Raw genomic sequence first — 13,617 nt, forward strand, 5'->3', positions numbered from 1 at the left:
CTGTGTCTTACGCCGGCTCGTCCAGATGGGCGATCAGGCGGCGCAGCCGCGCGGCCGCCGCGGCGATCTCCGCCTTGGCGTCGCGCCCATCCCAGTCGTAGAAGCCGCGGCCGGCCAGCGCGCCGGTCTCGCCGCGCTCCAGCATCGCCTGGACCGCTTCATTGGGTTCGGCATCGTGGCAGAGGTCCGGCACGATGCTGCGCTGGGCCAGGATATGGCCGGTGAGGCCGGCGAGATCCTTCTGTTTCAGAAGCCCGGCGATGCACATGCGGGGCCCCAGCAGCCAGCGCGCCGCCCGGTCGATGTCCTCGACGCTCGCCAGCCCCTCGGCCATCAGGTGATAGGCCTCATGCAGGATCGCATGCTGCAGGCGGTTGACGACCGCGCCGGGGACGGGCCGCGGCACGACGATGCTGTCCCAGCCGGCCGCGCGCAGCAGGGCGAGCGCGGTGTCCACCGTCGCCGGCGCCGTCTGGGCGACGCGCCCGCTTTCCACCATCGGCAGCTCGTCGGCAGGATGGAACCAGTGGATGCCAAGGAAAAGATCGGGCCGGGCCAGCCGGTCGGCGATGTCCTGCAGTGGCAGGCCGGAGGTGTTCGACGCCATCAGCGGGGCCGAATCCGGCCCGTAACGCGCCTCGACCGAGCGGAAGAAGGCGGTCTTCAGCGCCAGATCCTCCGGGATCGCCTCCACGACCATGGTCGGCGGTTCGTCGGGCAGGGCGCCGACGAGGTCAACGCCCGCCGGGGCGGGATCGGCACCGGCCGGATCGCGGGAGACGAGAAGGCTCCGCTCCCCCGAGCGGGCAAAGCCCGCGGCGATCGCCCGGCCCATCGTGCCGGCGCCGACGACGACTACGCCGGTCATCAGGCTGCGTCCCGGCGGCCCGGCATAGCAAAGCCGCGACCGTCCAGCATCTGCGACAGCGACGCCAGATCGGCGTCGGCGAGCGGGGTCAGCGGCGGGCGCACGCGCTCCCAGCCGCGCTCGCCGGTCGCGAGGCCAATCGTCGCCTTCAGCGCCGGGATCATCGGGTAGGCGGCGACGGCCTTGCGGAAGTCGGTGATCGCCGCCTGGCGCTGGTCCGCATCGGTGGCCTGCCAATTGGCGTAGACGTCGTGAATGGCGGCCGGATTGATGTTGGCCGTGGCGCTGATGCAGCCGGCGCCGCCAGTCCGCATCGTGTCCAGAAGGAAGGCCTCCGAGCCAGCGAAGACGGCGAAATCATCGAAGCCCGCAATCATCGCCCGGGTGTTCTCCCAGTTGCCGGAGGAATCCTTGATGCCGGCGACCGTGCCCGGATAGGCCTTCAGCAGCCGCTCGATCAGCGGCAGCGAGATCGGGACCTGGGCGACCGGCGGGATATGGTAGAGATAGACCCGCAACCGGGCATCGCCGACGCGCTGGATCACCTCGCTGTAATAGGCGAAGAGGCCGTCGTCGGAGACGTTCTTGTAGTAGAAGGGCGGCAGCATCAGGACGCCGGCGGCCCCGCCGTCGACGGCGGCCCGGGTCAGCTCCACCGTCTCGGGAAATGCCGAGGACGCCGTGCCGGGCATCATGCGGGCCGGATCGAGACCGGCCTCGAAGGCGGCGTCCAAGAGCGACCGGCGCTCGGCGACGGCCAGCGAGTTGGCCTCGCTGTTGGTGCCGAAGATCGCCAGACCGCATTCCTGCGACAGGAGCCAGCGGCAATGGGCGAGCCAGGCCGCCCTGTCCGGGCGCAGCTCCGCGTCGAACGGTGTCACCACGGGCGACAGAACGCCCCTCATCGCATCGGCCGGCATGGTCTACTCCCCCTCAAGATGCGGCGTCGGCGCCACGGTAACCCGTGTCGTCGATCCCCCCGCGGAAACGCCGCTTAAGCCCAGTCGTCGAGGGCGAAGGCGTCGAGCGCCTTGTCGTCGAAATCGAAGCCGAGGCCCGGCTCGGTCGGCAGCATCAGCCGTCCGCCCTTCGTCTCGAGCTGGCGATCGATCAGCCGGCGGAAATTCAGCACCTGATCGTCCGGGAAATATTCGACGAACTGGCCGTTGGCGGCCGAGCCGACGAGATGGACATGCAGATCGTGGAACCAGTGCGGGCACAGTTTGACGCCGTAGCTCGCCGCGGTCGCGCCGATGCGGCGATATTCGCTGATGCCGCCGCAGACGGCGGCATCCGTCTGCAGGATCGCGGCGGCGTCCTGGTCGAGCAGTTCCTTGAACCGCCAGCGGCCGGCCTCGATCTCGCCGGTGGCGACCGGGACCCGCGTGTTCTGCGCGAGGCGCGCATGGTTGGCGATGTCGTCCGGCGAGAACGGCTCCTCGATCCAGTAGGGATCATAGGGCTCGTAGCGATCCATGAAGCGCAGGCAGGTCGGCAGGTCGCTCCAGGCATTGTTGGCGTCGAGCATCAGCAGGACGTCGGGGCCGATCGCCTCGCGGGCGGCCCGGATGCGGGCCTCCTCGCCGGCGGGGTCGAGCCGGCCGACCTTCATCTTCACCGCCTCAAAACCCAGCGCGACATAGCCGGCGAGTTCCTCGCCCAGCGCCTCGGGCGACTTGCCGTCGAGGTAATAGCCGCCCGACGCATAGGCCGGCACGCTCTCGTCGTGATAGCCGCCAAGATAGCGGTGCAGCGGCATAGCGACGGCGCGGGCGTTGCGGTCCCAGAGCGCGATGTCGAGGATCGACAGCGAGCGCATCAGCGAGCCGGCGCGGCCCTGCAGCAGGCCCGACGCATACATCTTGTCCCACAGGCCTTCGACGCGGGTGGCATCCTCGCCGATCAGGAGCGGCGCGAAAAGCTCGCGCACGCCCTGCGTGACGAGACTGCCGGCATCGCTGCCGCCATAGCAGAATCCGATACCACGCACGCCGTCATCGGTGGTGACGCGAGTGACGGCATAGTCGCGGTGATGGACCCGCCGGGTCGAGAAAGAGGTCGGAGAATTCAGCGGAACCCGGATCGTCCGTGCCTCGACGGTCCGGATCGTAGACGGTCTTGCCATGGTCATCTCCCGTTTGGTCACCCCTTGCATAAACGCCCATGGCAAATTGTCAAATAGATTGTTGACAATACAAGAGATGGGCGGGGCCGGTGAAGCGCGTAAGGGCATCGCCGCTTCTGCAGCCGGCGGAAATTGGGGCCGGGATACAGTTCCGCGGAGACATTCCCGGTCGCGGTCCCGCGTATCTGACCAGCGTTCGGGCCCTGTGCCCGCAACCCCCGGGTCATCCCCACTGTATCTCCTTATCAAGGCAACCAGAGCCTCCGAGACGATCCACATGCTTGAGCTCAGCGCGCCCGATGCCAGCGTGCGGCGTTACGTCCGATGCGGTTTCGCACGCTTGTATCCCGATGGATACTTTGACATAAGTCGGGCCGGGCCGACGCCCGATCTGAATTCATCCGAAGGGACTGATGTCGACGATGGCAGGCGAGGGAGACCAGCTCGACGTACTCGTTGCGGGAGGCGGCAACGCCGCCCTCTGCGCTGCGATCTCCGCGGCCTGTACGGGCGCAAGGGTCATGGTCGTGGAACGGGCGCCGAAATCCTATCGCGGCGGCAACACCCGGCACACGCGCAACATGCGCGTTGCCCACGATGCGGCGAACGGCACCCTGACCGGTCCCTATCCGGTCGAGGAGTATCTCGACGACCTGATGCGGGTGACCAAGGGAAGAACCGACGAGGAACTCGCCCTCCTGACCCTGGAACGGTCCAAGGAATTGTGGGACTTCATGTGGGAGCAGGGGGTGCGGTTCCAGCCCTCGCTGGGCGGCACCCTGTCGCTTGGGCGCACCAACGCCTTCTTCCTCGGCGGCGGTCGCTCGATGCTGAACGCCCTCTATCGTACGGCCGAGGATCTCGGCGTGCAGATCCGCTACGACACGCGCCTCGTCGACATGGAGATCGACAACGGCTTCTTCGTCGGCGCCACGCTCGAGGTCGAGGGGCGCATGGAAGAGGTCGCGGCGCGGTCCTTCGTCGCCGCCTCGGGCGGCTTCGAATCCAACATCGAATGGCTGACCGAGGCCTGGGGCCCGGGGGCCAAGAACTTCCTCATCCGCGGCACGCCCTACAATCGCGGCGAGATCCTGCGCATGCTGCTCGATCGCGGCGTCGAGCAGGTCGGCGATCCGTCCCAGGGCCACGCGGTGGCCATCGACGGGCGGGCGCCGAAATTCGACGGCGGCATCGTTACCCGGCTCGATTGCGTGCCCTTCGGCGTCGTCCTCAACGCCAATGCCGAGCGCTTCTACGACGAGGGCGAGGATTTCTGGCCGAAACGCTACGCGATCTGGGGCCGGCTGGTCGCCGCCCAGCCCGACCAGATCGGCTATGTGATCATCGACGAGAAGTCGATCCGCTCCTTCATGCCCTCGGTGTTTCCGCCCGAGCGGGCCGATACGCTGGAGGAGCTTGCGATCAAGATGGGGCTCGACCCCGCCAGGACGCGCGCGACGATCGACCGTTTCAACGCCGCATGCCAGCCCGGCCATTTCGACCACACCATCCATGACGACTGCCGGACCGAGGGGCTGGAGCCGCCGAAGTCGCACTGGGCCCGCACCATCGATCAGCCGCCCTTCTACGCCTACACGCTGCGGCCGGGCATCACCTTCACCTATCTCGGGGTCAAGGTGAACCGCGAGGCCCGCATGGTCATGGCGGACGGCACGGTCTCGCCGAACATGTTCGCGGCCGGCGAGATCATGGCCGGCAACGTCCTGGGCGAGGGCTATCTGGCCGGAATCGGAATGACCATCGGCAGCGTCTTCGGGCGGCTGGCGGGAGAAGGAGCGGCTCGCTATGTCCGGAATTGATCTGGCGTCCCTCGCCTCGGCCTCGCAGGAGGAAGCCGCGCGCCAGATGAGCGTGTGCAATGCCTGCCGCTATTGCGAGGGCCTGTGCGCGGTGTTTCCGGCCATGGAACTGCGCCGCGACTTCGCCGGCGGCGACGTCGATTTCCTCGCCAATCTCTGCCACAATTGCGGGGCCTGCTACTACGATTGCCAGTACGCCCCGCCGCACGAATTCGCCATCAACGTGCCGGTCGCCATGACCGAGCTGCGCGACGAAACCTATGCCCGCTACGCCTGGCCGCCGGTCTTCTCCGGGGTCTTTCAGCGTAACGGCCTCTGGGTGGCGCTGGCCGCGGCGGGATCGGTCGCCGCCTTCCTGATCGGTTTTGCCGCCTGGCAGGACGCCTCGGTGCTGTTCGGTGTCCATACCGGCGAGGGCGCCTTCTACCGGCTGATGCCCCACAACACGATGGTCGCCATCTTCGGTGGCGTCTTCCTCTACGCCATGGTGGCGCTGGGGATGGGCGTGCGGTCCTTCTGGCGGGCCAGCGGCCCGGTGCAGGACCTGCGCCTGTCGTCGCTGTGGCAGGCGGTCAAGGACACCAGCCGGCTGCGCTATCTCGACGGCGGCGGCATGGGCTGCATGGACGAGAGCGAGCGGCCCAACGATCGCCGGCGCCTCTACCATCATTTCACCTATTACGGCTTCCTGCTCTGCTTCGCCTCGACCTCCTCGGGCACGCTGTTCCACTATTTCGGCTGGGAAGCGCCCTATCCGGTCTGGCATCCGACCGTGATCCTCGGGGTGCTCGGCGGGATCGGCCTCGTCATCGGGCCGATCGGACTGTTTCGCCAGCGCGAGCGCCGCGACGTCGCCATCCGCCGCGACGACCGCACCGGCATGGGCGCGGCCTTCCTGTGGATGCTGCTCCTGACCAGCGTCACCGGCCTGGCGCTGCTCGTGTTCCGCGCCACACCGGCCATGGGCGTGCTGCTCGCCGTCCATCTCGGCGTCGTCTTCGCGCTGTTCCTGACATTTCCCTATGGCAAGTTCGTCCACGGCATCTACCGCTTCACGGCTCTGGTGCGCCATGCCCATGAACAGCGGCTGGCCCATGGCGACGTCGCGATGAACGCGCCGCCGGCCGGCGAGCGCAAGCGCACGTTGCTGCCGGTGGCCGGCCAATCGCAGGCCTGAGATCGGTCCGGTCCGGATTGGCGTGGGTGATCGCGGGCCTGCGGGGGGCGGCGCCGACGGGCGGGCCTGTGCTATGGTTCCGGTCGCACGCCCGGCATTTCGAAATGGGTGCCGTTTCCAACCGGATATGGACAGACATGAGCAAATCGGATGTCTCGCGCGGCGAGACCGCTTACCAGCAGTTGAAAGCCGCCATCCAGGCCGGCGAGATGCCGCCCGGATCGCGGGTCAGGGAACTGGAGATCGCCGAGCGTCTCGGCCTCAGCCGCACGCCGGCCCGCGAGGCGATCCGCCGGCTCGAGGCGGAAGGACTGATTTCCTTCACCCCGCGATTCGGGGCCGTGGTGTCCAAGCTCGATCACCAGGAGACCATCGAGCTCTATGACATTCGCGAGGTTCTGGAGGGCGCGGCCGCCGGCTTTGCCGCCCGTCACGCCTCGGTCGCCGAGATCGAGGAACTGGAGGAGCTGATCGCCTCGGAGGTCGACCATTTCGGCCAGTCCAAATCCATGGCCGACCTTAACCGGCTGATCCATTCGGCGATCTACCATGCGGCCCATAATCGCTTTCTCAAGCGGTCGCTGATCGGCCTGCGGGATTCCATGGCGCTGCTCGGCGGCACGACGCTGCGCCTGCCCGGGCGTGACGAGAGCGCTCATAACGAGCACCTCGCCATCCTCGCGGCCATCAAGGGGCGCGATCCCAAGACGGCGAACGAAGCCGCGCAGATCCACATCCGCAACGCCCAGCGCAGCCGCCTCAAGCTCATGCGCCAGGAATATCTGTCGCGCTCCAGCGACGAGGACGAGCCGGGCATCACCGACGACTGACCCCGACCGGCGCCGTGGCGCCGTACCGCCGGCATGGCGTCGGGCGCTCGCACCGGCGTGGGCTTGGGCCGTTCGGCGCGACGCCCGTTCAACACCAGGGAGACCAGCATGGCCGACTATCCGAAACGCGTGAGGATCAACGAGGAAGGGCCGCGTGAGGGCTTCCAGTTCGAGAAGGGACCGATCGCGACGGCCGACAAGATCGCGCTGATCGATGCGCTGTCGCAGGCGCGCCTGCCGCAGATCCAGGTGGCGTCCTTCGTCAATCCGGCCCGGGTGCCGGGCATGGCGGATGCCGACGCCGTGGTCGCCGGCATCACCCGCGCGCCGGGCACGGCCTACACCGCGCTGTGGCTGAACGAGAAGGGGTTCGACCGGGCGCTGGCCCATCGCGGCCAGCTCGACCTGAAGGGCTCGATCTCGATGGTCGCGTCGGAAAGCTTCATGCTGCGCAACCAGAACCGGGATTTTGCGGAGAACCGTCGGGTCCAGACGCGGATGGTGGCGCGCTATCTGGAGGCGGGCCTGACCGTCGAGCGGGCCTCGATGATGGCGGCCTTCGGCTGCAATTTCGAAGGCGAGGTGCCGGTCGCGCGCGTCCTCGCGGTGATGGCCGAGACCTTCGAGATCGCCGCGGAATGCGGCGTCACCATCAAGACCTATTCGCTGGCCGACACCATGGCCTGGGCGACGCCTGCCGCGGTGCAGCGGGTCGTCGGCGCGGTGCGCGAGCGCTGGCCGGAGCTGAAAGTCGCGCTGCATCTCCACGACACCCGCGGCATGGGCATCGCCAACGCCTTTGCCGGTCTGCAGATGGGCGTCGACACCTTCGATGCCTCCGTGGCCGGGCTCGGCGGCTGCCCGTTCGCCGGGCACAAGGCGGCCGCCGGCAATGTCTGCAGCGAGGATCTGGCGTTTCTCTGCGAGGAGATGGGCATCGAGACCGGGATCGATCTGGAGGCCCTGTCGGAAGCGGCGCGGCTTGCCGAACAGGTCGTCGGCCATGCGCTGCCCGGCAGCGTGATGAAGGCCGGCCGCCTCAACGCCTATCGCCGCGCCGCCTGAGGCATCAAGTGCGGCCGGGGCGGGCGGTCAGTCCGTTCCGGCCCGGTCGCGCCATTCCTCCAGCGACATGCGCGGCATGGAAAACCGCGTGCTCTGGCGCGAATAGAGGCTGGCGAACAGGCGGCCGAGCGGCTCGTAATTGTCGATGTCGACATTCAGCGTCTGCGGATCGACGAGGCCTTCGCGCACATGGACGCAGAGCACCTCGCCCAGAACGATGTTGCGGCGGGGCGAGAATTTCAGCGTCTGCACCTCGCGGCATTCGAGCGCGATCGGGCTTTCCACGATCCGTCCCGTCCCGACCATGGACGAGGCGGCGATGGTCAGGCCCGCCGCGTCGATCTCGCTTTCCTCCGGCGGCAGGTCGACGGCACAGATGTTCATCCGGTCGGCCAGGGCGTCGTCGACGAGGTTGATGACGAATTCCTTTTCCCGGGCGATGTTGTTGGCCGTGTCCTTGTGCTCCCCGGCCGCATTTACCTGCAGGCCGAGGGCGACGATGGCCGGGTCTTCCGACAGGACGTTGAAGAAGGAATAGGGCGCGGCGTTGTGATGGCCCTGGGGCGAGCGCGTCACGACCAGCGCGATCGGGCGCGGCACGATGGCGCTCGACAGGAGCTTGTAGCGCTCGCGCGGGGTCAGCTCGGCAAGGTCGAAACGCGTGGTGGCGTCGGTCATGTCATCTCAGGCGTAGAGGAGGGAAGGGGTGTCGACGAGGATCGCCCGCAGCGCCGCCGCGTCGCCCTCGCACCAGCCGGCGAGGACGTCGAGAAGGTCGGCGTCGTCGGGCATGATGCCGGCATGGTTGGGATGCGGCCAGTCGGTGCCCCAGACCAGCCGGTCGGGCGCGGCGGCGATGATGCGGGCGGCCATCGGCGCGACGTCCGGATAGTCGGGCGCATGGTTGGAGATCCGGTAGGCGCCGGAGATCTTGGCATAGGCCTCGCCCGCCGCCAGCATGTCGCACAGGAGAACAAAGCCCGGATCGTCGGCGCCGCGGGAAGCCTGGGTGCGTCCGAAATGGTCGATCACGAAGGGGATCGGCAGGCGCCGCAGCTCGGCCCGCAATTCCGGCAAAAGGGCCGAATCCACCCAGAGCTGGGCGTGCCAGCCGAACTGCTTCACCCGCTCGGCAAGGAGGAAGAGGTGTTCCTGGCCGACGCCGCCGCGAAAATGCGGGCCGCCGGTCTGCTGCATGAGATTGATCCGGAAACCGCGCACGCCAGCCCGATGCATCGCCTCCAGTTCGGCATCCGAAATGGTGGAGTCGATCACCGCGATGCCGCGCAGCCAGCCATCGGCGGCGGCGTTGCCATTGGCTTCCGCAAGCGCTTCGATCAGAAGGCGGTTGTCGGTGCCGTAGACGGTGGAGGTGACGAAGACGCCCTTGGCGAGGCCGAGCCGGTCGAGCAGCCCGCGATAATCCGCAAGGGTCGCTTCGGGCGCCATGTGGGTTGCGGTGTCGGCCGGCAGATAGCGATCATGGGCGCCGAAGAGATGGCAATGGCTGTCCCAGGCCCCGGCCGGGATCGTGGCGCGGGGCCGCCGGTCGCTGCTCAGCGGCGGTGCGCACAGGGGCTTGCCGTGGACCAGCCGTGGCGGAACGGTGGGGGCGTTTGAGCTGGCGGAAGCCATGGGCGGTCGCGATTTTCGTTGAAGTTGTCCTGAACGCTGGTATACATTTGCATCCTGTTGCGCGCAAGACGACGCCGCTGCATCGGAATTGTCGCCATTATACTGGGAGGTAAGCATGGCATTCACGACAGGAACGCTCACGCGTCTGATCGGCGCGCTCGGCATCGTCGCCGTTGCCGCCACGCCAATCACCACCGTCGCGCAGGAGCGCATCACCATCGGAACCGGCTCCACGGGCGGGGTGTATTATCCGCTCGGCGGCGGCATGGCCGACATCTTCTCCAAGACCATCGACGGCGTGTCGGCGGCGGCGGAGGTCACCGGCGCCTCGATCGAGAATTCCCGCCGCGTCGGCGCTGGCGAGATGACGCTGGGGATCGGCAACGCCAACACGGTGTTTTTCGCCCGGAACGGGGACGAGCCGTTCCGGCAGTCCTGGCCGCTGCAGGCGGTCGCCGCGCTTTATCCGAGCACCATCCAGATCATCGTGCGGACCGATTCCGGCATGGAGAGCATTGCCGATCTGGAAGGCAAGCGCGTTGCGGTCGGCCCTCCGGGCGGCTCCACCCGGGTGATGGCGGACGCGGTGTTCGAGGGGGCGGGCATCGACGTGCAGCGCGAATATCTCGACTTCACCGAGGCGACCGAGGCCCTCAAGGACCGCAATCTCGACGCGTCCGCCGTGCTGGCCGGCTTCCCGACGCCGACGGTGATCGATCTGACCACCGCGGCCGAGATCAAGATCCTGCCGCTGGACGAGGCGGCCATTGCCGCCACGCACGAGAAATATCCCTATTACATCGAGGGCGTGATTCCGGCCGGGACCTATGAAGGCCAGACCGCGGACATCCCGACGATGGACATCTGGAACATCCTCTTCGTCAACGAGAAGACCGACGAGGAACTGGTCTATTCCATGACCAAGGCGCTGTTCGAGAATATCGGCGAGCTGCAGGCGATCCATCCGGCCGCCAACCAGATCACGCCGGAATCGGCGGTGAAGACGCCGATCGATCTGGCGCCGGGAGCCCAGCGCTACTATCGCGAAATCGGCGCGCTCGACTGAGCCACGGTTTCGACCGATCAGCGGGGCGCGACCGGCGGGGCCGGCCGCGCCCATCCTGCTCCAGCCAGCGATGTTGCGATGTCCGACAAGTCAACTCCCGCCGCCGGCGTGCTGCTTGAGCGCGACCTCCTGCCCGCAGAGGACCCGGCCCTGGCCGCCGGTGCCGCGATCGGCGGCAACGGGCACTGGATGCTGCGGCTGATCGTCGGCATCGGCGTCGTCGCCTTCACGCTGTTCCACCTCTATACCGCCTATTACGGGCCCTTCACCGCGCTGCAGCAGCGCGTGGTCCATGTCTGCGGCATCGCCGCGATCCTGTTCCTGTCGACGGCGGCGGTGAGCGGTCGCTGGCTGCGCACCGCGCTCATCGTCCTGGCGCTGGTGACGGCCCTGCCGGCGCTTTATGTCTGCCTCGACTATCGCGAGATCATCGAGACCGCCGGCATCGTCACCGAGCAGCAGATCTGGCTCGGCGCGATCCTGATTTCCGTCGTGCTGATCGCCACCCGCATGGTCATCGGCTGGTCGCTGGTCATCATCGCCCTTCTCGCGCTGGCCTATGCCGCCTTCGGCAACATCCTGCCGCCGCCGATCGGCCATACCGGCTACGGCATCGATCGCATCGTCTCGCATCTCTACCTGACCACCGAAGGCGTCCTCGGCACGCCGGTCGGCGCCTCGGCGACCTATATCGCCGTCTTCGTCCTGTTCGGCGCGCTGTTGCAGACCACCGGCATGGGCGATGTCTTCATCGGTTTCGGCCATGCGCTGACCGGCCGCAAGAAGGGCGGGCCGGCCTATGTCGCCGTGATCTCCTCGGCGCTGTTCGGCTCGATCAACGGCAGCGCCGTCGCCAACGTCGCCAGCACCGGCACCTTCACCATCCCGCTGATGATCCGCACCGGCTACAAGCCGCAGACGGCGGCGGCGATCGAGGCGGCCGCCTCGTCGGGCGGGCAGATCATGCCGCCGATCATGGGCGCGGCGGCCTTCCTGATGGTCTCCTTCACAGGCATCCCCTATGTCGAGATCATCAGCCACGCGCTGTTCCCGGCGCTGTTGTATTTCGGCGCGGTGTTCGCGGCGGTGCAGCTCCATGCGGCCCGATACGACGTGAAGGCGGTCGCTGCGGCGGACCTTCCGAATTTCCGGCATCTTCTGCTGACGCGGGGCTACATGCTCCTGCCGATCCCGATCCTCCTCTACTTCCTGCTCGACGGCTACACGCCCTATCGCGCCGGCTTCTATGCCATCGTGGCGGCGCTGGTGCTGGCGATGTTCGCCAGATCCTCGCGACCGACCCCGGCGCGGCTGATGGCGACCTGCCGGGCCGCGGTGGCCGGGCTGCTGCCGGTGGCGACGGCCTGCGCCTGCGCCGGCATCGTCATCGGCATGCTGACCCTGACCGGGCTCGGACTGAAGCTTTCCGGCCTCATCGTCGACGCCAGCGGCGGCTCGCTCTTCATCGCGCTCTGCCTGACCGCGGTCGCCTCGATCGTGCTGGGCATGGGACTGCCGACGGTGGGCGTCTATCTGCTCCTGGCGGTGCTCGTCGCGCCGGCACTGACCCAGATGGGCGTGCCGCTGATCGCCGCGCATCTCTTCATCTTCTACTACGGCCTCGTCTCGGCGATCACGCCGCCCGTGGCGCTGGCGGCCTATGCGGCGGCGGCCATCGCCAAGTCGAAACCGCTGGAAACCTCCGTCGAGGCGTTCCTGATGGGGCTCGCCAAGATCGTCGTGCCCTTCGTCTTCGTCTATGGCCCGGAAATCCTTTTGATCGGCACGACGGGCGACATCGTGGTCGCCATCACCTCGGCCTTCGTCGGGGTCTATGCGCTGTCCATCGCCACCACCGGCTGGTGGGGCGGGCCGCTTGCACCGTGGCGGCGCATCGTCGTCGGGGCGGGGTCGGTGCTGATGATGATGCCCGGCCTGTGGACCGATCTTGCGGCGATCCCGGTGATCCTCGCGCCGCTCTATCTGCTGCGCCCGACCAACCCCAAGCCTGCATGAGACGAACGACATGACTGCAGACGAACTGCGCGCCCTCGCCACCCGGGCGATCGCGGCGAACGGCGCTCCCCTCAAAATTGCCGAGACGGTCGCCGATGTGCTGGTGGAAGCCGATCTGCGCGGGGTCGCGTCCCATGGCGTGGCCCGCCTGCCCAATTACGTGGCGCGGGCGAAGGCGGGCCTGATCGATCCGGCTGCCGAAGCGACGATCGTCAGCGACGCCGGCGGTCTGGTGATCCTCGACGGCAACAACGGCTACGGACCGACGGCGGCCATGCGGGCCGTGGAGCTGGCGGTCGAGCGGGCGGCGGCGCACGGCGTCGCTTGGATCTCGGTGCGGGGTTCCAACCATTTTGGCCTCGCCTCGGCCTATAGCCAGAGGCTGGCGCGGCAGGGCTGCGCGGCGATCGTGGTCTCCAACGCGCCGCCGGCCATGGCGGCGATCGGTGGCAAGCGACCGGTGCTGGGTACCAACCCGGTGTCGATCGCGGTGCCGGGCGCCGAGCCGCCGGTCACGCTGGACATGGCGACGACCGTGGTGGCGCGCGGCAAGATCCGCCGGGCCGCCGCCGAGGACCAGCCGATCGCCGAAGGGCTCGCCCTCGATGCCGACGGCCGGCCGACGACCGACGCCCATGCCGCGCTGGCCGGGACGCTTGCCCCGATCGGGGGACCGAAGGGATACGGGCTGGCGCTGATGATCGAATTGCTGACCGGTTTCTTCGCCGGCGGCTCGGCGGCGACCGAACTCGGCGAATCCAGCGATTTCTCCCGTAAGGCGGGAACCTGCTTCACGCTGATCGCGGCCCGCACCGACCATCTGGGAGAGCCCGACGCGCGGCTTGCGGCGATCACCGGCATGATCCGGGCGTCGGGCGAGCCGGGCGAGGTGCTCCTGCCGGGCGAGATCGAGGAGCGGCGCAGCACCGCGAACCACGAGAGCGGGCTGTCCATCCCGGCCAAGGTGCGGGCGGAGATCGACGCGCTTCTGTGACAAACGGGGACACGCGCGGCT

The 13,617-nt window shown here is 68.0% G+C and carries 12 protein-coding genes; 7 read left to right on the top strand and 5 right to left on the bottom strand.

The window, feature by feature from the left end; genetic code table 11:
* Positions 1–7: 7 nt before the first annotated feature.
* From H9Q09_RS16965 to H9Q09_RS16975, 3 genes are all read right to left on the bottom strand, one after another.
* Positions 8–868 carry a 3-hydroxyacyl-CoA dehydrogenase NAD-binding domain-containing protein gene (locus H9Q09_RS16965; RefSeq protein ID WP_187392011.1) on the bottom strand — a complete coding sequence of 287 codons (861 nt, stop codon included), beginning with the start codon at positions 866–868 and terminating at the stop codon, positions 8–10.
* Entirely contained in the window at positions 868–1,788 is a 921-nt protein-coding gene (locus H9Q09_RS16970; protein ID WP_187392012.1) for a dihydrodipicolinate synthase family protein, read from the bottom strand. Before H9Q09_RS16970 ends, H9Q09_RS16965 begins: the two co-directional genes overlap by 1 nt.
* A gap of 74 nt (positions 1,789–1,862) precedes the next feature.
* Complete coding sequence (locus H9Q09_RS16975; RefSeq protein ID WP_187392013.1) at positions 1,863–2,993, bottom strand: mandelate racemase/muconate lactonizing enzyme family protein; 1,131 nt, start codon at positions 2,991–2,993, stop codon at positions 1,863–1,865.
* A gap of 413 nt (positions 2,994–3,406) precedes the next feature.
* Here H9Q09_RS16975 and tcuA point away from each other — a divergent pair, with 413 nt between their 5' ends.
* The 4 genes from tcuA (at position 3,407) to H9Q09_RS16995 (ending at position 7,885) form a co-directional block, all read left to right on the top strand.
* Positions 3,407–4,813, top strand: coding sequence for an FAD-dependent tricarballylate dehydrogenase TcuA (tcuA, locus tag H9Q09_RS16980; RefSeq protein ID WP_281414925.1), 1,407 nt, complete (start codon positions 3,407–3,409; stop codon positions 4,811–4,813).
* Positions 4,800–5,990: a tricarballylate utilization 4Fe-4S protein TcuB gene (tcuB, locus tag H9Q09_RS16985; protein ID WP_187392014.1), complete on the top strand. Its 1,191-nt coding sequence runs from the start codon at positions 4,800–4,802 to the stop codon at positions 5,988–5,990. The genes tcuA and tcuB overlap by 14 nt, the downstream gene beginning before the upstream one ends.
* Positions 5,991–6,127: 137 nt before the next feature.
* Positions 6,128–6,820 carry a GntR family transcriptional regulator gene (locus H9Q09_RS16990; protein WP_051141661.1) on the top strand — a complete coding sequence of 231 codons (693 nt, stop codon included), beginning with the start codon at positions 6,128–6,130 and terminating at the stop codon, positions 6,818–6,820.
* A gap of 108 nt (positions 6,821–6,928) precedes the next feature.
* Positions 6,929–7,885 (top strand): hydroxymethylglutaryl-CoA lyase, encoded by a 957-nt coding sequence (locus H9Q09_RS16995; RefSeq protein ID WP_187392015.1) that lies wholly within the window; start codon positions 6,929–6,931, stop codon positions 7,883–7,885.
* Between the two features lie 27 nt (positions 7,886–7,912).
* On the opposite strand, the gene H9Q09_RS17000 is transcribed toward H9Q09_RS16995, so the two are convergent.
* Positions 7,913–8,563 carry a flavin reductase family protein gene (locus tag H9Q09_RS17000; protein WP_187392016.1) on the bottom strand — a complete coding sequence of 217 codons (651 nt, stop codon included), beginning with the start codon at positions 8,561–8,563 and terminating at the stop codon, positions 7,913–7,915.
* Positions 8,564–8,569: 6 nt separating this feature from the next.
* Positions 8,570–9,520, bottom strand: a complete 951-nt coding sequence (locus tag H9Q09_RS17005) for an amidohydrolase family protein (protein WP_187392017.1) — start codon at positions 9,518–9,520, stop codon at positions 8,570–8,572.
* A 115-nt stretch (positions 9,521–9,635) separates the two neighbouring features.
* Here H9Q09_RS17005 and H9Q09_RS17010 point away from each other — a divergent pair, with 115 nt between their 5' ends.
* The 3 genes from H9Q09_RS17010 to H9Q09_RS17020 all read left to right on the top strand — a co-directional run bounded on the left by H9Q09_RS17010 (position 9,636) and on the right by H9Q09_RS17020 (position 13,596).
* Positions 9,636–10,586: a TAXI family TRAP transporter solute-binding subunit gene (locus H9Q09_RS17010; RefSeq protein ID WP_187392018.1), complete on the top strand. Its 951-nt coding sequence runs from the start codon at positions 9,636–9,638 to the stop codon at positions 10,584–10,586.
* Between the two features lie 78 nt (positions 10,587–10,664).
* The gene (locus tag H9Q09_RS17015) at positions 10,665–12,602 is read left to right on the top strand and encodes a TRAP transporter fused permease subunit (RefSeq protein WP_187392019.1); all 1,938 of its coding nucleotides are present in this window, start codon (positions 10,665–10,667) and stop codon (positions 12,600–12,602) included.
* Positions 12,603–12,612: 10 nt separating this feature from the next.
* Positions 12,613–13,596 carry an Ldh family oxidoreductase gene (locus tag H9Q09_RS17020; protein ID WP_187392020.1) on the top strand — a complete coding sequence of 328 codons (984 nt, stop codon included), beginning with the start codon at positions 12,613–12,615 and terminating at the stop codon, positions 13,594–13,596.
* The last annotated feature ends 21 nt before the right edge of the window (positions 13,597–13,617 follow it).

The sequence above is a fragment of the Aurantimonas sp. DM33-3 genome, from assembly GCF_014334315.1.
GTDB classification, from domain to species: Bacteria; Pseudomonadota; Alphaproteobacteria; order Rhizobiales; family Rhizobiaceae; genus Aurantimonas; species Aurantimonas coralicida.

Excerpts from the sequence above, each read along its gene's own strand:
- H9Q09_RS17010 (WP_187392018.1), top strand. The coding sequence starts at position 9,636 with ATGGCATTCACGACAGGAACGCTCACGCGTCTGATCGGCGCGCTCGGC.
- H9Q09_RS16975 (WP_187392013.1), bottom strand. The coding sequence starts at position 2,993 with ATGGCAAGACCGTCTACGATCCGGACCGTCGAGGCACGGACGATCCGG.
- H9Q09_RS16965 (WP_187392011.1), bottom strand. The coding sequence starts at position 868 with ATGACCGGCGTAGTCGTCGTCGGCGCCGGCACGATGGGCCGGGCGATC.
- H9Q09_RS16995 (WP_187392015.1), top strand. The coding sequence starts at position 6,929 with ATGGCCGACTATCCGAAACGCGTGAGGATCAACGAGGAAGGGCCGCGT.
- tcuA (WP_281414925.1), top strand. The coding sequence starts at position 3,407 with ATGTCGACGATGGCAGGCGAGGGAGACCAGCTCGACGTACTCGTTGCG.
- tcuB (WP_187392014.1), top strand. The coding sequence starts at position 4,800 with ATGTCCGGAATTGATCTGGCGTCCCTCGCCTCGGCCTCGCAGGAGGAA.
- H9Q09_RS16970 (WP_187392012.1), bottom strand. The coding sequence starts at position 1,788 with ATGCCGGCCGATGCGATGAGGGGCGTTCTGTCGCCCGTGGTGACACCG.
- H9Q09_RS17015 (WP_187392019.1), top strand. The coding sequence starts at position 10,665 with ATGTCCGACAAGTCAACTCCCGCCGCCGGCGTGCTGCTTGAGCGCGAC.
- H9Q09_RS17020 (WP_187392020.1), top strand. The coding sequence starts at position 12,613 with ATGACTGCAGACGAACTGCGCGCCCTCGCCACCCGGGCGATCGCGGCG.
- H9Q09_RS17000 (WP_187392016.1), bottom strand. The coding sequence starts at position 8,563 with ATGACCGACGCCACCACGCGTTTCGACCTTGCCGAGCTGACCCCGCGC.
- H9Q09_RS17005 (WP_187392017.1), bottom strand. The coding sequence starts at position 9,520 with ATGGCTTCCGCCAGCTCAAACGCCCCCACCGTTCCGCCACGGCTGGTC.
- H9Q09_RS16990 (WP_051141661.1), top strand. The coding sequence starts at position 6,128 with ATGAGCAAATCGGATGTCTCGCGCGGCGAGACCGCTTACCAGCAGTTG.